The organism is Streptomyces sp. bgisy130 (genome assembly GCF_057708345.1).
In genome coordinates this window covers 30902-50293 of sequence record NZ_JBYISA010000005.1, presented here as the reverse complement: position 1 = coordinate 50293, position 19392 = coordinate 30902, and the positions used below count along the sequence as shown (strand labels likewise).

The following is a 19392-nucleotide window of genomic DNA, read 5'->3' as shown; positions in this document are numbered from 1 at the left end:
CACCGTTTCGGCGGTCTGGACCGCCGGGTACTTGCGCGATCCGCCCGGCCCGTGTGGACTACGCCCAATGCTCCGCGCACGCGCGGGGTCCCCGAGCATTTCCGAAACATGACAGGAGGCAATCCGTGAGCGCGACCGCGGACCACGCGGAGGAGCGGACCAACCCTGCCGCCAGGCTGGGGTTCGAGCCCGGACAGGTGGTCCAGGAGATCGGTTACGACGACGACGTCGATCAGGATCTCCGCGAAGGCATTGAGACCGTGATCGGCCAGGATCTCGTCGACGAGGACTACGACGACGTGTGCGACGTCGTCGTGCTGTGGTTCCGCGACGAGGACGGCGACCTCACGGACGCTCTGGTGGACGCCATCGGCCTGATCGACGAGGGCGGGCAGATCTGGCTGCTGACCCCGAAGACCGGCCGTGAGGGCTATGTCGAGCCGAGCGACATCAATGAGGCCGCGCAGACCGCGGGTCTGTCCCAGACCAAGAGCATCAACGCGGCCAAGGACTGGACCGGCAGCCGCCTGGTCACACCCAAGTCCGGCAAGCGCTGAGCCGCACCGACCCGACGTTCGCCACCGAGCCCCCTCCGCCCTGTTCCGGAGGGGGCTCGGCCCTGTTCAGGAGGGGTTCCCCGGGCGTGCACCGCTGCGCGTAGGGTTGGTCGCGTCCTGTTGAGAGTGAGCGGAAGGGAAGCACCCCATGGCGATCGAGGTCGGCACGAAGGCTCCGGATTTCGAGCTGAAGAACCAGCACGGCGAGCTGGTCAAGCTCTCCGACTTCCGCGGCGAGAAGGCCGTCGTCCTCCTCTTCTACCCCTTCGCCTTCACCGGTGTGTGCACCGGCGAGCTCTGCGCGCTCCGTGACGAGCTGCCGGCGTTCGTCAACGACGAGGTCCAGCTGCTGGCCGTCTCCAACGACTCGCCCTTCTCGCTGCGCGTCTTCGCCGAGCAGGAGGGCCTGGAGTACCCGCTGCTGTCCGACTTCTGGCCGCACGGCGAGGCCTCGCGGGCGTACGGCGTCTTCGACGAGGAGAAGGGCTGCGCGGTGCGCGGCACCTTCATCATCGACAAGGAGGGCGTGGTGCGCTGGACGGTCGTCAACGGCCTGCCCGACGCCCGCGACCTGAACGACTACGTCAAGGCGCTCGGCAACCTCTGAGCCGGCGCCTCCACCGGCCACCCTGCGCCCGCCGGGCCGACATCCGCATGATCCAGGTGCGATATCTGCAATCGGTGGGAACCGGTCACTAGGATCAATTCGTTGATCCGATGCCATGCACGATGGGGGCGCAGGTACCCCTCGAATCTATGGGAGGACTCGTGGGAGTCAGCCTCAGCAAGGGCGGCAACGTCTCGCTGACGAAGGAAGCCCCCAATCTGACCGCCGTCATCGTCGGTCTGGGCTGGGATGCGCGTACCACCACCGGTACGGACTTCGACCTGGACGCCAGCGCCATGCTGACCAACGACCAGGGCAAGGTCGCCAACGACCAGAATTTCGTGTTCTTCAACAACCTGAAGAGCCCGGACGGTTCGGTCGAGCACACCGGTGACAACATCACCGGTGAGGGCGAGGGCGACGACGAGCAGATCAAGGTGAACCTGGCCGCTGTGCCGGCCGATGTCGCCAAGATCGTCTTCCCGGTGTCGATCTACGACGCCGAGACCCGCCAGCAGAGCTTCGGCCAGGTCCGTAACGCCTTCATTCGCGTCGTCAACCAGGCCGACAACAATGAGCTGGCGCGCTACGACCTGAGTGAGGACGCCTCGACCGAGACCGCCATGGTCTTCGGCGAGCTGTACCGCAACGGCGCCGAATGGAAGTTCCGGGCCATCGGCCAGGGCTACGCCTCGGGCCTGCGCGGCATCGCCCAGGACTTCGGCGTCAACGTCTGACCGGCCGGATCCGAGGTCCGATCGTCGACGCCCGGCCGGGCAGCGCTGCCGTAGCAGCCGTCCGAGCCAGGAACCACCGCGTCCGGCGCCGTACGTCCCTTTCCGGGGAGTGCGGCGCCGGACGCGCTTGAACGAGGGTGGCGGGTCGCGCGCCGGGCGGGCCCGCACCGACACCGGGGAGGAAGCGAACGATGAGCGTCACGCTTGCCAAGGGGGGCAATGTCTCCCTGTCCAAGGCCGCTCCGAATCTCACGCAGATCATGGTCGGCCTCGGCTGGGACGCGCGGTCCACGACCGGAGCGCCGTTCGACCTGGACGCCAGCGCGCTGCTGTGCGGGTCGGGCCGGGTGCTGGGGGACGAGTACTTCGTCTTCTACAACAACCTCAAAAGTCCCGAGGGCTCCGTGGAGCACACCGGGGACAACCTCACCGGCGAAGGTGAGGGCGATGACGAGTCGATTCTGGTGGATCTTTCCCAGGTGCCCGAGCAGGTCGACAAGATCGTCTTTCCGGTCTCGATCCATGAGGCCGATCTGCGCGGCCAGAGCTTCGGCCAGGTCAGCAACGCCTTTATCCGAATCGTCAATCAGGCCGACGGCAGTGAGCTCGCCCGCTACGACCTCAGCGAGGACGCCTCCGGCGAAACCGCGATGATCTTCGGTGAGGTGTATCGCTACAAGGGCGAATGGAAGTTCCGGGCGGTGGGGCAGGGGTACGCGTCGGGTCTCCGGGGCATCGCTCTAGACTTCGGGGTCAACGTTTCGTAAAGCGCCGCGCGCTGCGCGCGGGGGACCCCACACAGCGAGGGATTGGGTAGGCAGTGCTCCTGAAAACCTTTGGCTGGTCGTTCGCCATCACGGCGCTCGGCCTCGCCTTGGCGGGCGTGCTCTGGGGGTGGCAGGGGCTGGCGATTGTCGGGATCCTGTCCGTCCTGGAGGTTTCCGTCTCGTTCGACAACGCCGTCATCAACGCGGGCATCCTGCGCAAGATGAACGCCTTCTGGCAGAAGATCTTCCTTACGGTCGGCATCCTCATCGCCGTGTTCGCCATGCGGCTGGTGTTCCCGGTCGCCATTGTCGCGATCACCGCGAAGCTGGGACCGATCGAGGCGGTCAACCTCGCCATCAATGACAAGGCGCAATACCAGGAACTGGTCACCAGCGCCCATCCTGCCATCGCGGCCTTCGGCGGTATCTTCCTGCTGATGATCTTCCTCGACTTCATATTCGAGGAGCGCGATTACAAGTGGCTGTCCTGGATCGAAAAGCCGATGGCCAAGATCGGCAAGCTGGACACCCTGTCCGTCATCATCGCGCTGGTCGTCCTGCTGGTGACCGCGATGACCGTGGCCACCGACGTCGCGCACGGCGGCGGTGACAAGAGCGCCACGGTGCTGCTGTCCGGCGTCGCGGGCCTCATCACATACCTCATCGTCGGCGGGGTCTCCGGCTACTTCGAAGCCAAGCTGGAGGACGAGGACGAGGACGAGGACGAGGAGGCCGACGAGGCCGCGGCGGCTCCCGCCATGAAGGGCAACGGCTCGGCCGTCGGCCTGGCCGGCAAGGCCGCGTTCTTCATGTTCCTCTACCTCGAGGTCATCGACGCGTCCTTCTCCTTCGACGGCGTCATCGGGGCCTTCGCGATCACCAACGACATCTTCATGATGGCGCTGGGCCTGGGCATCGGCGCGATGTACATCCGGTCGCTGACGGTCTTCCTGGTCCGCAAGGGAAGCCTGGACGACTACGTCTACCTGGAGCACGGCGCCCACTACGCGATCGGCGCGCTGGCCGTCATCCTGCTCATCACGATCAAGTACGAGATCAGCGAGGTCGTCACCGGCCTGGTCGGTGTCGTGCTGATCGGCCTCTCGTTCGCCTCCTCCGTGGCCCGGAACCGGCGTGAGGGCAGGCCGGGAGACACCTCCGGAGACAAGCCGGAAGTCGTGTCCGGAGTGTGACGCGGCGCTGATTGAGGAACGCTCTCTGCGGGGCGGCTTGAGGTGCGGACCTCGGGCCGCCCCGCAGTAGTTGGGGTCGAGCAATGGGGTGGGCAAGTGTCGTTCCTGGGGAAGCTGTGGCGCGGTGGCGCGCAGAAGTTTGACTTCGACAGCGGTGGTGCGTCGTACGTCGTCGAGCTGACGAAACGGAATCCGGTCGTCTCGCTGACCAAGCAGGGGGCGGCCACCGGGCATCTGCGGGTCAATCTGCACTGGCAGATGCGGACCTCGGACTTTCATGAGCGGGGCGGGCAGGGCCGGGGCGGGCTGCTACGGCACCCGGGCAAGCTGTTCAAGCCCGAGGTCGTGCAGGCGCAGGGCCCGGCCGTGGTCAATGTCGACCTTGACCTGGCCTGTCTGTACGAGCTCACGGACGGCACCCGGGGCGTGGTGCAGCCGCTGGGCAACTTCCTGGGTGACCTCAATGGGCCGCCCTACGTCAAGCTCAGCGGTGACGACCGCTTCGGTTCGGGATCCGGCGAGACGCTCTACATCAACTTGGATCACCGCGACGAGATAAAGCGGCTGCTGATCTTCGTCTACATCTACGACGGCACCCCGGCGTTCGACCGTACGCATGCCGTCGTGACGCTCTACCCGAGCAGCGGACCACGGGTGGACGTCAAGCTGGACGAGCGCGCGCCACAGGCCCGCTCCTGCGCCGTCTTCACGCTCGAGAAGACCAAGGACGAGCTGACGGTGCGCCGCGAGGTGAAGTACGTCTACGGCTTCCAGGCGGAGCTCGACCGGCTGTACGGCTGGGGGCTCCAGTGGGGGCGGGGCTACAAGACCAAGGTGTGAGCCGCGCCCCGTGTGGCGCGCTGACGGTGCGGCGCCCCGCAGGGGGCTCCGCTGGGTGGCGCGCCGCCGGCGGGTGCGCTCGCCGGCGGGGCGGCCCCGCCGACTCTCCGCTAACGGCGCTGGAACTGCGGTCCCTGGGGCGGCAGGACGAAGGACGGGTCCGGCACGAACGGCTGCTGCATCGGGTAGCCGTACGTCGAGGCAGGCTGCTGCTGCGGAGCGCCGTACGCGGACGGTGGCTGCTGTGGGGGCTGGTACTGCGGCGGCGGTCCCGGGTAGCCGTAGGCGGGCTGGGCCGGGGGCTGCGTCGGCGGTGGCGGAACATGCTGCGGGTAGCCGTAGCCGCCACTCGTGGGCGGGGGCCCCGCAGGGGGAGCGGCGGCCAGGGGCGGCGGTGCGGACGAGCCCTGCTCCGGCAGTGCGTCCGCCACATGCTGGGTGACGGCATCGGGGTCCGTCGGGTATGTCTGCGCGTCCGCAGCGGAGGGCGGGCCCGAAGCCTCTTCCGGCCAGGTGCTGGGCGGCGGGGTCACGGGGGAGCCGGCGGGGCTGCTCCCCGGGCCGGAGGTGGACGGGCCGGCGGAGGAGCCGGAGGGGGCTGCGGCGGACGGGGCGGGCGCGCCCTCCGTGGGCGGCTCGTCGGCCGACGTGGGCTCCGAGGCGGGCGACGCCGACACCGGTGCCTCCGAGGCCGGCGAAGCGGAGCGTCCGGAGGCCGCTTCGTTCTCGTCCACCGAGATCCCGAACTCGGTCGCCAGGCCGACCAGTCCGGTCTCGTACCCCTGCCCCAGCGCCCGGAACTTCCAGGTGTCGGCGCGGCGGTACAACTCCCCGCAGATCAGCGCCGTTTCATCGCCCGTCTCGGGCACCACGTCGAAGACCGCGAGCGGCTCGCCGTCGCTCGCCGCCGCGTCGTACAGCAGGACCTGGAGATCCGTCACGCCCGCGAACGCGCCGCCGTCCGAGGACGCGGCCAGCACGACCCGGTCCACCGACGGTTCCAGCGCCGCCAGATCCGCCTCGATGGTGTCGGTCAGCTTGTCGGCGAGCTGGGTCTTGGGCAGATGCCGCACCAGGCCGCTGGGGTGGCGCGGTTGGTTGTAGAAGACGAAGTCCTCGTCGGAGCGCACGCTTCCCTCGGGGCTCACCAGCAGGGCCGAGGCATCGACATCGGGGACTCCGGCGCCGGGCGTCCAGCGCAGGACGGCCCGAACAGCCGTGGCATCGAGGGGTACGTTCGACCCTTTCAGCATCGCGTGCGTCATGCCGTAATCCTGCCTTCCCTGAGGTCGCAGCGACAACGCGGGGGCCCCGGAGGCATGCGGGGCCCGCGATTGGGGACACCTGAGAGCCTCGTGGGGGTTACGTGATTTTCACGCACGCGGGAACTAACCAGGCCCCCACACACGTACGATTACCGGCTGGATCCAGACAGCGAGACGCAGCGGGGGCGCCCGGGTCCCACAGGCAAACGGGGAGTTATATGCAGCATTTTGGGCATCTTGCGCCCGAGGCTCGGAAGGCGCTGTTCCACCAGGAGCCGGTGGAGTTCACCGCCGATTCTCCGGCGGGCACGCTCGCGGTCGCTCTGGGTGCCACGCTCTACAGCCCCGCCACCCGCCCGAGCCTCGCTGCCGACGTCCTCAAACAGGCCGGGCGCGGCGTGATGTCCATGGTGCTGTGCCTCGAGGACTCCATAGGGGACGGGGATGTCGAGGCCGGCGAGGAGAATCTCGTACGGCAGCTCGCTCTTCTCGACGAGGCGGCCGCCGCCGGCACCGGCCTTCCGCTGCTGTTCGTCCGCGTCCGCACCCCCGGCCAGATACCGGATCTGGTGCGCCGCATGGGAACTGCCGTCCACAGACTGTCTGGATTTGTACTTCCGAAATTCACCGAGGAACGTGGCGTCCCGTTCCTCGAGGCGCTGGCCGCGGCCGAGTCCGACTGCTCCCGTCGGCTCTTCGCGATGCCGGTACTGGAATCTCCGCAGCTGCTGCATCTGGAGACCCGCGCCGAGACCCTTCAGGGCATCGCCAGGACCGTCGACAAATACCGGGACCGGGTGCTGGCCCTGCGGCTCGGTGTCACGGACTTCTGCTCCGCCTACGGCCTGCGCAGACCGCCCGACATGACGGCATACGACGTCCAGATCGTCGCCTCCGTGATCGCCGACGTGGTGAATGTGCTCGGACGGGCGGACGGCACGGGCTTCACGGTCACCGGCCCGGTGTGGGAGTACTTCCGGCTGCATGAGCGGATGTTCAAGCCGCAGCTGCGGCGCAGCCCGTTCCTCGGACGCGCCGAGGAACTGCGGACGGCACTGATCGAGCACGATATGGACGGCCTGCTGCGCGAGATCGAACTCGACCGCGCGAACGGCCTTCAGGGCAAGACCTGTATCCACCCCTCGCATGTCGCTCCGGTGCACGCCCTCTCGGTCGTCAGCCATGAGGAGTTCAGCGACGCGGTCGACATCCTGCGGCCCGAACGGGGCGACGGTGGGGTGTTGCGCTCCTCGTACACGAACAAGATGAACGAGGTGAAGCCGCATCGTGCCTGGGCCGAGCGGACCCTGCTGCGCGCCGAGGCGTTCGGTGTCGCGCGGGAGGGCGTCGGCTTCGTGGAGCTGCTGACGGCGAGTGTGCCGCAGACCTGATCTGCGGTGATCGAGATGAACATGACGACGGAGGAGACGAAACGCGTGGTCTGGACAGGAGAATGGGTCGCCGGTCGGCTCGGGGTCTCGCTGAACGGCGGGGACGAGCTGCCGGAACTGCTCGGGCTCGCGCTGCGGCGTAACCCCAAGCGGGCCCATCTGCTCGTGTCGAACGTGCTCGGCAAGCATGTGCCGCAGCGACCGGGCGTGGTCCATGGCGCAGGTGTCGGGCTGGGACGCCGGGTGCGCAAGCTGCTGGGTGACGAGGCCGCCGCCCGCTCCGTCGTCCTGGGCTACGCCGAGACCGCCACCGGCCTGGGACATTCGGTCGCCGACGGCTTGGCCCTCGCGCCGTATCTGCACTCCACCCGACGCCCGGTGCCGGGTGTCGCGCAGGTGGGTGGATTCGAGGAGGAGCACAGCCATGCCACCTCCCATCTGCTGCTCCCCGAGGACCGCGCACTCCTGGCCGGAGACGGACCGCTGGTGCTCGTCGACGACGAGTTCTCCACCGGCCGGACCGTGCTGAACACCATCAAGGCACTGCATGCGCACTTCCCGCGCGAGCGGTACGTGGTCGTCGCCCTGGTCGACATGCGCTCCGACGCGGACCGCAGCCGGCTGGAGAAGTTCGCGGCGGAACTGGGCGCCCGCGTCGACCTCATCGCACTGGCCGCGGGCGGCGTACGGCTCCCCGAGGACGTGCTGACCCGCGGCCAGGAACTCGTCGCCGCACACGAGGCCGGTACGGCACAGGAGTCGGGGGCTGCCCCGGGGAGCACGTCGGCTCCCGTGGGCGACGAGCAGAATGCGGCAGGCGCTCCGGCGGCACCCGAGGGCCGCGACGCGGACGTCGTACGGGTCGACCTCGGCTGGCCCGCCGGGCTGCCGGACGGCGGCCGGCACGGCTTCACACCGGAGCACCGGACACGGCTGGAGGCCGGGCTGCCGGGCATGGCGACCCGTATCGCGCGGCGACTGGACGGTGCCCGCCGCATCCTCGTCCTCGGCAACGAGGAATTGATGTACGCACCGCTGCGGATAGCCGAGGCTCTGGACGCCCTTGTCGCGCGGGACAGCGCCGACGCGGCGGCGGCCGGTGACGGCACCGGGGCGGCGGGCGCTGCCCTCGCGCCGCGGGACGGTCAGCCGTCCGCCTCGACCACAGGCGCGGGTGTCTTCTTCTCCACCACCACCCGGTCGCCGGTGCTCGCCGTCGACGACCCCGGCTACGCGATACGGACCAGGCTGTCCTTCCCCGCTCACGACGATCCCGCCGACGGGCTGGGGGAGCGGTACGCCTACAACGTGGCGGCCGGTACCGACCCGGAGCGTCGCTTCGACGCCATCGTGGCCGTCGTGGATTCGCAGGGCGACCTCCCCGAACTGCACGCCCCCGAGGGCCTGCTGGGCCGGCTCGCCGCGCACACCGACCGGCTGCTGCTCGCCGTCCTCCCCTCGTACGCCCCGCAACCACAGGCCGGACCCGTGCACCTTCCCGAGCCGCTGCGCGGCCCTGCCTTCTCCTCCTACACCGCCGACGAGGTCGGGTGGCTGCTTCAGGATCTCTCCGGGGTCACCCTGGAGGCGCCGACCGAGGAGCGCGAGGAGGCTATTCAGCGCGGTGGCGCCCACTACGCGGAGTCGCTGCCCGTCGAATACCAGCCGAGCGAGGACTACCAGGCGCTCTTTCACAGCGCGCTGCGGACCTCCGCGAGCCGGATTGCGCGGGCCGTCGGGACGGTCACCGAGACCGTGCTCGCCGAACGCAGCCCACGTCCCGTGCTGGTGTCGCTGGCCCGGGCAGGTACCCCCGTCGGGGTGCTGATGCGTCGCTGGGCGCAGCACATGCACGGCCTGGACCTGCCGCACTACGCGGTCTCGATCGTCCGCGGCCGGGGCATCGACACCACCGCGCTCCGGTGGCTGGCCGCCCACCACGATCCGGCGGATGTCGTCTTCGTGGACGGCTGGACCGGCAAGGGCGCCATCACCCGCGAACTCGCCCAGGCTCTGGAGGACTTCCCGGGCTTCGACCCGCGGATCGCCGTGCTTGCCGACCCTGGCGGCTGTGTCGAGACCTACGGGACCCGCGATGACTTCCTCATCCCGTCCGCCTGCCTTAACTCCACTGTCTCCGGCCTCATATCGCGCACCGTCCTGCGCCACGACCTCGTGGGCCCCGACGACTTCCACGGCGCGAAGTTCTACCGCGAGCTGGCCACGACCGATGTGTCGCGCGCCTTCCTGGACGCGATCAGCGCCCGCTTCGACGAGGTCGCCCCGGACGTCGCCGAAGAGGTGAAGGAACTGGCCGCCGCCGACCGGGCCCCCACCTGGGAGGGCTGGGCAGCCGTCGAGCGGATCAGCGAGGAATACGGCATCCACGACGTGAACCTCGTGAAGCCCGGTGTCGGGGAAACCACGCGCGTACTGCTGCGCCGGGTCCCCTGGAAGATCCTGGCCCGGCGGGGTGCCGGGACCGATCTCGATCATGTGCGCCTCCTGGCTGAACAACGGGGCGTGCCCGTCGAAGAGGTCGACGAACTGCCCTATACCTGTGTGGGGTTGATTCACCCCCGCTTCACTCGCGGGGCCACGGGTGCTGACGGCAAGGCGGTGGCCTCCTGATGAGCGCGATCATCGCCAGCGACCTCGACCGCACCCTGATCTATTCGGCGGCTGCGCTGGGCCTCGCCATGCCCGATGCCGAGGCCCCCCGCCTCCTGTGCGTGGAGACATATGAGCGCAAGCCGTTGTCCTACATGACGGAGACGGCCGCCGGGCTGCTCGCCGAACTGGCCGGCAGGACCACCTTTGTGCCGGCCACCACCCGCACCCGCGAGCAGTACGTCCGCATCCATCTCCCGGGCCCGGCACCGGAGTTCGCCATCTGCGCCAATGGCGGCCATCTGCTGGTACGGGGAGAGTCGGACCCGGACTGGCAGCGCACCGTCGCCGAGCGGCTCGCCGCGCAGTGCGCGCCGCTCGATGAGGTCCGCGCGCATCTCGTGCGCACCGCCGACCCGGCCTGGCTGCTCAAGGAGCGGGTCGCGGAGGACCTCTTCGCCTATCTCGTCGTGGAGCGGCCATTGCTGCCGGACACCTGGGTGAAGGACCTCGCCGGTTGGGCGGACCAACGCGGCTGGACCGTCTCGCTTCAGGGCCGCAAGATCTATGCCGTGCCGCAGCCGCTGACCAAGAGCGCAGCCGTGGCGGAGGTGGCGCGCCGCACCGGGGCGTCCGAGATCCTCGCGGCCGGCGACTCCCTCCTCGACGCCGATCTGCTGCTGGCCGCGGACCGCGGATGGCGGCCCGGACACGGGGAACTGGCGGACTCCGGCTGGAGCGCCCCCCATGTCACGGCGCTCGAAGAGCGGGGTGTTGCCGCGGGCGAGGAAATCGTGCGGGCCTTCATCCGGGGCGCCGTACCCCCGGGCCACGCCGGCTGATACGGACCATGACAAAGACCGCCACCGCCAGCGCAGTTGTCGCAAGGACCACCTTCGAGTAGACGTCCACATATCCCGTCACCTCCTCCCAGCTGTCGCCGAGCAGATAGCCGGCGAGGACGAAGATCGCGTTCCAGATGAGGCTGCCGAGGGTGGTCAGGGTCAGAAAGACCGGTATCGGCATGCGCTCGATTCCGGCGGGTATCGAGATGAAGCTGCGAAAGAGGGGAATCATGCGGCCGAAGAACACCGCCTTCGTCCCGTGCCGCCGGAACCAGCGCTCCGTCTTCTCGATGTCGGAGACCTTGACCAGCGGCAGCTTCGAGGCGATCGCGACCGTACGCTCGCGCCCGAGCAACGCGCCCACGCCGTAGAGCGCCAGGGCGCCGGTCACCGAGCCGAGGGTCGTCCACGCGAGGGCGGAGAGCAGAGGCATGCTGCCGCGGGCGGCCGCGAAGCCCGCCAGCGGCAGGATCACCTCGCTCGGCAGCGGCGGGAAGAGGTTTTCGGCGGCGATGGCCAGACCCGCGCCGGGCGCGCCGAGCGTGTCCATGAGGTCGGTGATCCAGCCGGGTGCGGTGCTTCCGATGCTTTCGGTCATGTTTCGACGCTAAGAATTCTCGTCTCGCGGCACATTGCGGTACACCGCACGAAAGACTGCGGTTTTCCGCAGTGTGCGTGGACCCGCGATGCGGCTAGCGTTTTGATCATGTTGGGAATTGCGCGGCGCGGATTGCGTCTGGCGACAGGTCTGGTGCTCGGTGCCGTGCTCGCGGTGACCGAGCTCCCCTTCGTCGTGCTCTCCGGCCTCTCCCTGCTGTGCGTGTTCGCCTGGCCGTGCGGCCGCCGCGCGGTCCTCAAGCCCCTGGCCGCCGTCGCGCGAGCCCTGACCGAGACCCATCGGCGCCGCCTCCGGGTCTATATCGCGGCCGACACCTCGGACGCGTACGCGGACCACCGCGCCCTGCAATATCTGTCCCTGCGCTGGGGATTGGGCGTGCTCGGCGCTCTTGTCCTGGGCGCGGCGCTGATCGGAGCGGCGTACGGCATCTCGTGGATCTTCATCCTGCTGCTCACCGACGTCCGCCACCCCGGCACTCTCGCGCTCTCGAGCATCGGCGGCCTCTTCCTCCTCTTCCTCAGCCTTCAGGGCACCTTCGGGGTCGCAGGGCTGGAGACCAGGCTCGCGCGGTACTACCTCGGCCCCAGCCACCACGAGACGCTGGAGCGCCGCATCGAGGAACTGGCCGCCACCCGGGCCGGCGTCCTCTTCGCGGTCAACGACGAGCGCCGCCGTATCGAACGCGATCTGCACGACGGTGTGCAGCAGCGGCTGGTCGCCCTGGGGATGCTGCTCGGCCGCGCGCTGCGCAGCCAGGACGCGCGGCGCGCGGAGCAACTCCTGCGGCAGGCCCACGAAGAGAGCGGCCAGGCCCTGACCGAGCTGCGCGAAGTGGCGTGGCGGGTCTATCCCACGGTGCTGGACGAAGCGGGACTGCGCGCAGCCCTGGAGACGGTCGCCGAACGCTCCGCCATCCCCGTGCGCCTTGACTACGCACTCGCCACCGAACCCGACCCCGCCGTGGCCACGGTCGCCTACTTCGTGGTCTCCGAAGCCGTCACCAACGCCGTCAAGCATTCCGGCGCCGGACGGATAACGGTCCGCGTCGCCCCAGGCGAGGACGCCGTGCTTGTGCACATCGAGGACGACGGACCGGGCGGCGCGGATTCCGCCGGCAGCGGCCTGTTCGGGCTGGCCCGCCGGGTCGCCGCCGTCGACGGCCGGTTCCGGGTGGACAGCCCGGCCGGCGGACCGACCATCATCACCGCGGAGTTGCCGTGCGCGTAGTGCTGGCCGACGATTCGATCCTGTTGCGCGAGGGCCTGGTGCGTCTGCTCGCCGAGGAGGGGCATGAGGTGGCAGCCGCGGTCGGCGACGGCGATCAGCTGATCGCCGTGCTGGCGCAGGCGGGGGAGGAGGGGGAGCAGCCGGACGCGGTGGTCGTGGATGTCCGGATGCCGCCGACGCACACCGATGAGGGGCTGCGCGCCGCCGTCCAGATCCGGGAGCGCTGGCCCGACATCGGCGTCCTGGTGCTCTCACAGTATGTCGAGCGCCGCTATGCGACAGAGCTGCTGACCGATGACAGCGAGGGGGTGGGTTATCTGCTCAAGGACCGGGTGGTCCAGGTGGACGAGTTCCTGGACGCGCTGGAACGGGTGAGTACCGGAAAGGCCGCCTTCGACTCCGAGGTCGTACGGCAGCTGCTGATGCGCAGCCGTCGCACGGATCCGCTGGGCACGCTGACCGCACGCGAGCAGGAGGTGCTCCGGGAGATGGCGCAGGGCCACACCAACGCGGCAATCGCGGTCCGGCTGCACATCTCGCAGAGTGCCGTGGAGAAGCACATCAACGCGATCTTCGACAAGCTCGGTCTGACCGGCACCTCCGGTTATTCGCGCCGGGTGCTGGCGGTGTTGCGGTACTTGGGGACATGAGACGGGGGATTGCGGCCGGTCGGCGAGCGGCTCGGCTAGTCTCGCCGAGGCGGTCGGCTGCACCGTCCGGTGATCGGCCGAGACCGCGATCCTTGATCAAGAGGAGAGCCAGTGGTGGAGTCCAAGAGCACGCCGATCACACCGGAGATGTACGAGTACGTCCTCGCCCACAATCCGCCGTTGAACGCCGCGCAGCGGGACATCGTGGAGCTCACACACCAACAGTTCCCCGAGGCGGCGGGGATGCAGTCGGCGGAGGAACAGGGGCCGCTGCTCGCGTTCCTGGTGCGGCTGACCGGGGCCCGGCATGTCGTCGAGGTGGGGACGTTCACCGGGTTCTCGACGCTGTCCATGGCTCAGGCGATGCCCGCGGACGGCACGCTGATCGCGTGCGATGTCTCCGAGGAGTGGACCGCCTACGGCCGGGAGTCCTGGGCGAAGGCCGGGGTCGCGGACCGTATCGATCTGCGGATCGCGCCCGCGCTGGAAACGCTGCGGGCGATGCCGGAGGAGCCGCATATCGACCTCGTCTATCTCGACGCGGACAAGGGCGGCTATATCGCCTACTGGGAGGAGCTGGTGCCCCGGCTGCGTCCGGGAGGTCTGATCGTCGCGGACAACGTCCTGTACCACGGGGAGGTCGCCGACCCGGCGGCCACCGGGAACGCCCTGGCGATCAGGGCGTTCAATGACCATGTGCTGGCGGACCCTCGTATGGAGGCGGTGATCCTCACCGTGGCGGACGGTGTGACGCTGGCGCGCAAGCGGTAGCAGCCCTGGTCCGCGTCGGGACGAGCGCGGCCCGGCGCGGCCAGTACGCGGGCAGCCCGGTGCGCCCTAGCCGCAGCAGCCGCCTCCGCAGCAGCCGCCGCCTCCGCCGCCCCCACCACTCGGGGCGCGGACGGGGGCGGACGCGGAGCCGCCGACGGCGACCGTGGAGAGGAGCTTCACGGTGTCCTCGTGGCCCTCGGGGCAGACGGCCGGGGCGGAGGACTCGGCCATCGGCCGGTTCAGCTCGAAGGTGGAGCCACAGGGGCGGCACCGGTATTCGTAACGAGGCATGGGCACAGGTTAGCCGCGGCGCCGCTCAGCGCACGACGGTGCCGGGCGGCGCGCCCAGCATGCCCAGCTCCGAGCGGGTCGGCGCGCCCTCCCAGTCGCCGGGCGACGCGACCGCGAACGCCCCGGTGGTGACGGCGCGCTCCAGACGTCCGGCCGGCCCTTCGCCGTCCAGCAGCGCCGACAGATAGCCCGCCACGAAGGCGTCACCGGCGCCCACGGCGTCCACCGCGCGTACTGGTTTGGCGGGCCGGTGCAGGGAGCCGCTGTGGGTGAAGGCCGTCGCCCCCGTCCTGCCGAGCTTGACCACGATCTCCCCGACACCCCGGTCCAGCAGGGCCCCGGCCTGCGTCGCCACGGTGGCCGTCGCCTCGTCGGCCGGGACCTCCTGAGGCGGGAAGGGCAGCGGCGAGCCCTCCCCGCCACCGCCGCCGGGCAGGCACAGCGGCAGCTCGTCGTCGGAGGCGATCAGGACATCCACCGCGGGAATCCACTCGCGGAGGACCTCGGCGGCCTCTTCGGCGGTCCACAGGCGCGCGCGGAAGTTGACATCGAGACAGACCAACGAGCCGTGTTCCCGGGCCAGTTGCAGGGCGCACCGGGCCGCCGAGCGGGTCGTGGGACTCAGGGACGGAGTGATGCCCGTCAGATGCAGGATGCGGGGCGGAGCGGCGGAGAAGGCGCGCTGGATCACTTCCGCGGTGAGCCGGGAGCCGGCCGACCCCGCGCGGTAGTAGTGCACGCGGGTGACCTCGGGCAGCCGCGGCTCGAAGAGCAGCAGCCCGGTCGGGGCGCCGGGGTCGGTCGTGGCGCCGGATATCACGACGCCTTCGGCACGCAGCGTACGCAGCACCAGCTGTCCGGCCTCGTCCTCGCCGACCGCACCCGCCCAGCGGACGTGGTGCCCGAGCCGGGCCAGGCCGATCGCGACATTGCTTTCCGCCCCGGCGATGGAGACGTTCATCGTGCCGCCGAGCTTCAGCGGGCCGCTGCCCCGTAGGGCGACCATCGTCTCCCCGAAGGTGAAGACGTCCGGGCGGCCGGGCCGGCCGGGAAGCAGCGGCCGGCCGGCCGCCGCCCAGGGGCGGGGAGCGTCGGCACCCCGACGGTCCTCGCCGCCCCCGGCCGTCGGCTGCCCCGTCATCCCGCGCACGCCGCCTTGAACTCCGCCGCGCGCTTGCGCAGTCCGTCCAGGTCGCCGCCGTCCGCCGCGTCTCCGATCAGCGGTGAGCCGACGCCCACCGCCACCGCCCCGGCGGCGAAGTACGCCGGCGCAGCGGCCGCGTCCACCCCGCCGACCGGCACGAACGGCAGCTCGGGGAAGGGCGCACGGAGCGCCCGCAGATACCCGGGCCCGCCGACCGACGCCGGGAACAACTTCAGCGCCGAGACGCCCAGCGCATCGGCCGCGATCACCTCGGACGGCGTCAGCACCCCGGCGAGCGTCGAGAGACCCTGCCGTACGGACTCCTCCAGACCGGCTCCCAGGCCCGGCGTAACGATGAGATTGGCTCCGGCCTCGGCGGCGCGCCGGGCGTCGGCGGCGGTCAGGACGGTGCCGGCGCCGAGCCAGGCCGCATCGCCGAGCTCGGCACGCGCCCGTTGGATGACCGTGAGGGCGTCGCGTCCGCTGAGCGAGACCTCGATCAGCGGAAGGTCGGCCTCCGCGAGCGTCATGACCGTACGGAACGACGCCTCCGCATCTCTGCCCCGGATGATGGCGATCAGCCGCTCGGTCCGGAGCGCTGTGCTGAAGTCCATGGCGTTCCTGCTTTCTCCTGCACCCCGCCGCGTGCGTACTGCGCGACCGGGCCGTTCGGGCGCACGGGTGACACCTCTGATTATTCCGGGCAGGGCGGGTGGGATCGAGCCCCGGACCGAGGTGAAACGATCAGCGCTCCTACGGGACAGCCCCTAGCTCCCGCCCAACCTCACCATTCGGCGAACGCCCCGTCCTCATGGCGCCACACGGGATTCCGCCAGGCGTGCCCCCGCTGATCCGCCGCCCGCACGGCGGCCTCGTCCACCTCCACGCCGAGGCCGGGGCGCTCGGTCCGCAGCAGTGAGCCGCCGTGGAAGCGGAACGGCTCCGGATCCGCGACATAGTCCAGCAGCTCGGCGCCCTGGTTGTAGTGGATCCCGATGGACTGCTCCTGGATCAGGAAGTTCGGGGTGGTGAAGGCGACTTGGAGGCTGGCGGCCAGCGCGACCGGGCCGAGGGGGCAGTGCGGCGCGAGCTGCGCCCCGTATGCCTCCGCGAGCGCGGCGATCCGGCGCAGCTCGGAGATGCCGCCCGCATGCGAGATGTCGGGCTGGAGGATCGCCACACCGGCTTGCAGCGGAGCCAGGAACTCTTGCCGGGTGAAGAGACGTTCACCGAGTGCGAGGGGGATGGAGGAAGCGTTCACGAGGTCAGGGAGGGCATGCGAGTAGTCGCAGAGGACGGGCTCCTCGACGAACAGCGGGGCGTATTCGGCGAGCAGGGGGAGGAGTCTGCGGGCGTTGGCGGGCGAGACCCGGCCGTGGAAGTCGAGGCCGAAGTCCCGTTCGTCGCCGAGGACTTCGCGCGCGGTCTCGGCGCGCAGCAGACATGCCCGCACTTCGGCGCGGGTCGCCACCGGCGTCATCCTGCCGCAGCCGTTCATCTTGACGGCGGTGAAGCCCGCCTCGGTCTGCGCGGTGACCGCGTCGCGGATGGCATGCGGATCGTCGCCGCCCACCCATGCATAGGCGCGGATCTTCTCGCGGACCGGCCCGCCGAGCAGCTGGTGGACGGGGACACCGTGCCGCTTCCCTTTGATGTCCCACAGCGCCTGGTCCAGGCCGGCGACGGCGGACGAGAGGACCGGCCCGCCGCGATAGAAGCCGCCCTTGGTCATGACCTGCCAGTGGTCCTCGATACGTGCCGGATCCTGCCCCAGGAGGTATTCGGCCAGCACCTCCACGGCCGCCCGGACCGGCTCGGCCCTCCCCTCGACCACCGGCTCACCCCAGCCGACGACGCCCTCATCGGTCTCCACCCGTACGAACATCCAGCGTGGCGGGGCGAGGAACGTCTCGATGCGGCTGATCTTCATGGACCGGTCCGTCCTTTCGGCGTGCGGCCGGCGGCGAGCGGCGCGCGGGCGAGTCGGATGTACGGCCCGCGCCGGCCGTACGCCCCCGGCCAGGCATGCGCCGACCTTGTCCGCGACCTCCTGCCCACCCACGTCGCCGCGGTAACCGAACGCCGCTCCCCGGAACGCACCCGTCCGCCCCCGCCACATCCGCCCCCCACTACAGGTGCTCCCGCAACTACGGCTCCTCCCGCAACTACGGATGCTCCCGCGCCGACACATCGAGCAGTTCGAGCATCGCCATATAGGCCCCGTCGACGTCCCGGTTCCGTACGGCCTCGACGACCGCGGCATGGATCGCATGGGGGTGGTCGAACGCGCCGTACTCGTCCAGCACCGCCCGGTCGCGCTGGACGAGCACCGGCACGATCACCCGGTGCATCTGCGCGTAGAAGCGATTGTTCGACGCGATCAGCATCGCCGTGTGGAAGGACGCGTCGGCCTCCACGAGCAGCGCCGGATCGTTGTCGGACGCGGCCATCGCGCTCAACGCGGCGTCCAGGGCCGCCAGATCCTCGTCGGTACGGCGCTCCGCGGCGAGCGCGGCGGCCGCGGGCTCGATGGAACGACGCAGTTCGAGCACATCGGCGAAGAAGTCGGACGAGACGCCGGCCGCCAGTTTCCACCGCAGTACGTCCGTGTCCAGGAGGTTCCAGTCCTCCCGGGGGCGGACGAAGGTGCCCCGCTGCTTGTCGGCCCCGAGGAGCCCCTTGGTGGTCAGCACCTTGATCGCCTCCCGCAGCTCGGTCTGGCTCACGTTCAGCTCCGCCATCACCTCCGGCAGCACAAGGCTTTCGCCCTCCCTGTACGTGCCCTTGAAGATCCGCTTGGCGAGCGTTTCGACCGCCCCATGATGAGCCCCGTGTCCTGAGGAGGCGGCGTGCCCCGTACGGCTCATGGTGCTGCTCCCATCACACTCACCCCACCCACCCCAGCCATCAGGGCGTACCGAGCACCCCATTCCCACCTCGGTACGCCCTGACGTCTCCGCGCCCCGGCTCAGGGCTCCTTGCGCTCGCCACCGGACCGGGTGCCGGGATCCAGGGAAGTGGTGTGCCTTCTGCTCCCGCTGGTGCCGGCGCCGAACGAACCGCGCCCGGCATGCGAGGCGCCCTGCATCTTGATCCGCGCCGCCTGCCGTGCGGCCGTCATACCGGAGACGGGACGCAGCTGTCCGCGGTCGAACTGCTCCGCCTCCTCGGGGTGCCGGGCGCGCCAGTACGGATTGTCGTGGGAGAGGCCGCCGCTGACCCGCCCGTACATCCCGAAGACCAGCAGCATCAGCCCGACCAGGAAGCTGAACAGGACGTTCTGGATCTGGAAGGCCAGGAAGTTCACGCCGGTGTCCAGCAGCGCCAGGTTCACAAAACCGCTCAGGAGGAAGAGCACGCCGAGCACGATGTTGAGGGTCGAGGCGAAGTTCCCGCCGATCACCATGCCGACGACGAGGATGGCTCCGACGACGATCGAGAGCACGCTCAGCGTGCCATTGGTGTTCAGCCCGGCAACGGTGTCGCCGCCGGTGTCGAAGTAGCCGATGTGGTGGGTCAGCCCGAGGATGCCGAACGCGATCAGTACCAGGCCCATCAGCCCGGCGCCGATGCGGTAGACCTTGCTGAGCCGGTGGTCCACGGGCAGATGCTCGTCGAGCCGTGTGTGGTGCCGCTTCTTCACCCGGTGGAGCGGGTTCGCGGGCCCTTGCAGGGTCTGGCCAGTAGCCCCAGTAGCCATGTCCGGCCTCCTTCGCGCAGGTGCCGACTGGGCCGTACTCCACTCCAGGATCCGCCAGGGGGGCAGTTCACGCCATCGCGCCCGGTGGCGAGGCAGCGCGGAGTCGCCCTCCTGGCCCGCCGGGCTTCCGGCCAGGCACCAGCCCGCACACCGGGCCCGGCCCCGCGGCTGATCCCGG

At 70.0% G+C, this 19392-nt stretch carries 20 protein-coding genes; 12 read left to right on the top strand and 8 right to left on the bottom strand.

Annotated elements, in window-relative coordinates; translation table 11 throughout:
- Positions 1 to 125 precede the first annotated feature (125 nt).
- The 6 genes from AC3EUV_RS09150 (at position 126) to AC3EUV_RS09125 (ending at position 4701) form a co-directional block, all read left to right on the top strand.
- A complete protein-coding gene (locus AC3EUV_RS09150; protein WP_006605843.1) occupies positions 126 to 557 on the top strand; it encodes a DUF3052 domain-containing protein in 432 nt (143 codons plus the stop codon).
- A gap of 148 nt (positions 558 to 705) precedes the next feature.
- A complete protein-coding gene (locus tag AC3EUV_RS09145; protein ID WP_085926184.1) occupies positions 706 to 1164 on the top strand; it encodes a peroxiredoxin in 459 nt (152 codons plus the stop codon).
- A gap of 161 nt (positions 1165 to 1325) precedes the next feature.
- On the top strand, positions 1326 to 1901 hold the full coding sequence (locus tag AC3EUV_RS09140) for a TerD family protein (RefSeq protein WP_085926185.1): 576 nt from the start codon (positions 1326 to 1328) through the stop codon (positions 1899 to 1901).
- Positions 1902 to 2092: 191 nt separating this feature from the next.
- On the top strand, positions 2093 to 2668 hold the full coding sequence (locus AC3EUV_RS09135) for a TerD family protein (protein ID WP_085926186.1): 576 nt from the start codon (positions 2093 to 2095) through the stop codon (positions 2666 to 2668).
- Positions 2669 to 2721: 53 nt separating this feature from the next.
- On the top strand, positions 2722 to 3861 hold the full coding sequence (locus AC3EUV_RS09130; RefSeq protein WP_432141737.1) for a DUF475 domain-containing protein: 1140 nt from the start codon (positions 2722 to 2724) through the stop codon (positions 3859 to 3861).
- Positions 3862 to 3957: 96 nt separating this feature from the next.
- The gene (locus AC3EUV_RS09125; RefSeq protein WP_432141738.1) at positions 3958 to 4701 is read left to right on the top strand and encodes a TerD family protein; all 744 of its coding nucleotides are present in this window, start codon (positions 3958 to 3960) and stop codon (positions 4699 to 4701) included.
- 110 nt (positions 4702 to 4811) lie between these two features.
- Here AC3EUV_RS09125 and AC3EUV_RS09120 read toward each other — a convergent pair whose 3' ends face one another.
- Positions 4812 to 5966 carry a TerD family protein gene (locus tag AC3EUV_RS09120; protein WP_432141739.1) on the bottom strand — a complete coding sequence of 385 codons (1155 nt, stop codon included), beginning with the start codon at positions 5964 to 5966 and terminating at the stop codon, positions 4812 to 4814.
- Positions 5967 to 6184: 218 nt separating this feature from the next.
- Between AC3EUV_RS09120 and AC3EUV_RS09115 the strand changes: the two genes are divergently transcribed.
- From AC3EUV_RS09115 to AC3EUV_RS09105, 3 genes are read left to right on the top strand one after another with little or no spacing between them, the layout of a single operon-like run.
- On the top strand, positions 6185 to 7357 hold the full coding sequence (locus tag AC3EUV_RS09115) for an HpcH/HpaI aldolase/citrate lyase family protein (protein WP_435602611.1): 1173 nt from the start codon (positions 6185 to 6187) through the stop codon (positions 7355 to 7357).
- Between the two features lie 15 nt (positions 7358 to 7372).
- Complete coding sequence (locus tag AC3EUV_RS09110; RefSeq protein ID WP_435602610.1) at positions 7373 to 9988, top strand: phosphoribosyltransferase; 2616 nt, start codon at positions 7373 to 7375, stop codon at positions 9986 to 9988.
- Positions 9988 to 10809: an HAD family hydrolase gene (locus tag AC3EUV_RS09105; protein WP_432141742.1), complete on the top strand. Its 822-nt coding sequence runs from the start codon at positions 9988 to 9990 to the stop codon at positions 10807 to 10809. The genes AC3EUV_RS09110 and AC3EUV_RS09105 overlap by 1 nt, the downstream gene beginning before the upstream one ends.
- Here the strand turns inward: AC3EUV_RS09105 and AC3EUV_RS09100 are convergent.
- The gene (locus tag AC3EUV_RS09100) at positions 10772 to 11410 is read right to left on the bottom strand and encodes a DedA family protein (protein WP_432141743.1); all 639 of its coding nucleotides are present in this window, start codon (positions 11408 to 11410) and stop codon (positions 10772 to 10774) included. The genes AC3EUV_RS09105 and AC3EUV_RS09100 overlap by 38 nt on opposite strands.
- A 108-nt stretch (positions 11411 to 11518) precedes the next feature.
- Here AC3EUV_RS09100 and AC3EUV_RS09095 point away from each other — a divergent pair, with 108 nt between their 5' ends.
- The 3 genes from AC3EUV_RS09095 to AC3EUV_RS09085 all read left to right on the top strand — a co-directional run bounded on the left by AC3EUV_RS09095 (position 11519) and on the right by AC3EUV_RS09085 (position 14079).
- On the top strand, positions 11519 to 12658 hold the full coding sequence (locus tag AC3EUV_RS09095; RefSeq protein ID WP_432141744.1) for a sensor histidine kinase: 1140 nt from the start codon (positions 11519 to 11521) through the stop codon (positions 12656 to 12658).
- Entirely contained in the window at positions 12649 to 13308 is a 660-nt protein-coding gene (locus AC3EUV_RS09090; protein WP_435602609.1) for a response regulator transcription factor, read from the top strand. Before AC3EUV_RS09095 ends, AC3EUV_RS09090 begins: the two co-directional genes overlap by 10 nt.
- Before the next feature lie 147 nt (positions 13309 to 13455).
- Positions 13456 to 14079 (top strand): O-methyltransferase, encoded by a 624-nt coding sequence (locus AC3EUV_RS09085; RefSeq protein WP_387239000.1) that lies wholly within the window; start codon positions 13456 to 13458, stop codon positions 14077 to 14079.
- A 66-nt stretch (positions 14080 to 14145) separates the two neighbouring features.
- Here AC3EUV_RS09085 and AC3EUV_RS09080 read toward each other — a convergent pair whose 3' ends face one another.
- The 6 genes from AC3EUV_RS09080 to AC3EUV_RS09055 all read right to left on the bottom strand — a co-directional run bounded on the left by AC3EUV_RS09080 (position 14146) and on the right by AC3EUV_RS09055 (position 19214).
- Complete coding sequence (locus AC3EUV_RS09080) at positions 14146 to 14370, bottom strand: FmdB family zinc ribbon protein (RefSeq protein ID WP_388192166.1); 225 nt, start codon at positions 14368 to 14370, stop codon at positions 14146 to 14148.
- A 25-nt stretch (positions 14371 to 14395) separates the two neighbouring features.
- Positions 14396 to 15511, bottom strand: coding sequence for a sugar kinase (locus tag AC3EUV_RS09075; RefSeq protein ID WP_435602608.1), 1116 nt, complete (start codon positions 15509 to 15511; stop codon positions 14396 to 14398).
- Positions 15508 to 16128: a bifunctional 4-hydroxy-2-oxoglutarate aldolase/2-dehydro-3-deoxy-phosphogluconate aldolase gene (locus AC3EUV_RS09070; protein ID WP_432141747.1), complete on the bottom strand. Its 621-nt coding sequence runs from the start codon at positions 16126 to 16128 to the stop codon at positions 15508 to 15510. Before AC3EUV_RS09070 ends, AC3EUV_RS09075 begins: the two co-directional genes overlap by 4 nt.
- A gap of 170 nt (positions 16129 to 16298) precedes the next feature.
- Positions 16299 to 17444, bottom strand: a complete 1146-nt coding sequence (dgoD, locus tag AC3EUV_RS09065; RefSeq protein ID WP_432141748.1) for a galactonate dehydratase — start codon at positions 17442 to 17444, stop codon at positions 16299 to 16301.
- A 235-nt stretch (positions 17445 to 17679) separates the two neighbouring features.
- Entirely contained in the window at positions 17680 to 18381 is a 702-nt protein-coding gene (locus tag AC3EUV_RS09060) for a FadR/GntR family transcriptional regulator (protein WP_432141749.1), read from the bottom strand.
- A gap of 101 nt (positions 18382 to 18482) precedes the next feature.
- Positions 18483 to 19214 (bottom strand): DUF4383 domain-containing protein, encoded by a 732-nt coding sequence (locus tag AC3EUV_RS09055; protein ID WP_432141750.1) that lies wholly within the window; start codon positions 19212 to 19214, stop codon positions 18483 to 18485.
- Positions 19215 to 19392 lie beyond the last annotated feature (178 nt).

What these genes read in the sequence shown, in the direction of transcription:
- AC3EUV_RS09070 (WP_432141747.1), bottom strand. Translation starts at nt 16,128, where the DNA reads ATGGACTTCAGCACAGCGCTCCGGACCGAGCGGCTGATCGCCATCATC.
- AC3EUV_RS09105 (WP_432141742.1), top strand. Translation starts at nt 9,988, where the DNA reads ATGAGCGCGATCATCGCCAGCGACCTCGACCGCACCCTGATCTATTCG.
- AC3EUV_RS09095 (WP_432141744.1), top strand. Translation starts at nt 11,519, where the DNA reads ATGTTGGGAATTGCGCGGCGCGGATTGCGTCTGGCGACAGGTCTGGTG.
- AC3EUV_RS09060 (WP_432141749.1), bottom strand. Translation starts at nt 18,381, where the DNA reads ATGAGCCGTACGGGGCACGCCGCCTCCTCAGGACACGGGGCTCATCAT.
- AC3EUV_RS09135 (WP_085926186.1), top strand. Translation starts at nt 2,093, where the DNA reads ATGAGCGTCACGCTTGCCAAGGGGGGCAATGTCTCCCTGTCCAAGGCC.
- AC3EUV_RS09055 (WP_432141750.1), bottom strand. Translation starts at nt 19,214, where the DNA reads ATGGCTACTGGGGCTACTGGCCAGACCCTGCAAGGGCCCGCGAACCCG.
- AC3EUV_RS09145 (WP_085926184.1), top strand. Translation starts at nt 706, where the DNA reads ATGGCGATCGAGGTCGGCACGAAGGCTCCGGATTTCGAGCTGAAGAAC.
- AC3EUV_RS09085 (WP_387239000.1), top strand. Translation starts at nt 13,456, where the DNA reads ATGTACGAGTACGTCCTCGCCCACAATCCGCCGTTGAACGCCGCGCAG.
- AC3EUV_RS09120 (WP_432141739.1), bottom strand. Translation starts at nt 5,966, where the DNA reads ATGACGCACGCGATGCTGAAAGGGTCGAACGTACCCCTCGATGCCACG.
- AC3EUV_RS09080 (WP_388192166.1), bottom strand. Translation starts at nt 14,370, where the DNA reads ATGCCTCGTTACGAATACCGGTGCCGCCCCTGTGGCTCCACCTTCGAG.
- AC3EUV_RS09100 (WP_432141743.1), bottom strand. Translation starts at nt 11,410, where the DNA reads ATGACCGAAAGCATCGGAAGCACCGCACCCGGCTGGATCACCGACCTC.
- AC3EUV_RS09115 (WP_435602611.1), top strand. Translation starts at nt 6,185, where the DNA reads ATGCAGCATTTTGGGCATCTTGCGCCCGAGGCTCGGAAGGCGCTGTTC.
- dgoD (WP_432141748.1), bottom strand. Translation starts at nt 17,444, where the DNA reads ATGAAGATCAGCCGCATCGAGACGTTCCTCGCCCCGCCACGCTGGATG.
- AC3EUV_RS09110 (WP_435602610.1), top strand. Translation starts at nt 7,373, where the DNA reads ATGAACATGACGACGGAGGAGACGAAACGCGTGGTCTGGACAGGAGAA.
- AC3EUV_RS09075 (WP_435602608.1), bottom strand. Translation starts at nt 15,511, where the DNA reads ATGACGGGGCAGCCGACGGCCGGGGGCGGCGAGGACCGTCGGGGTGCC.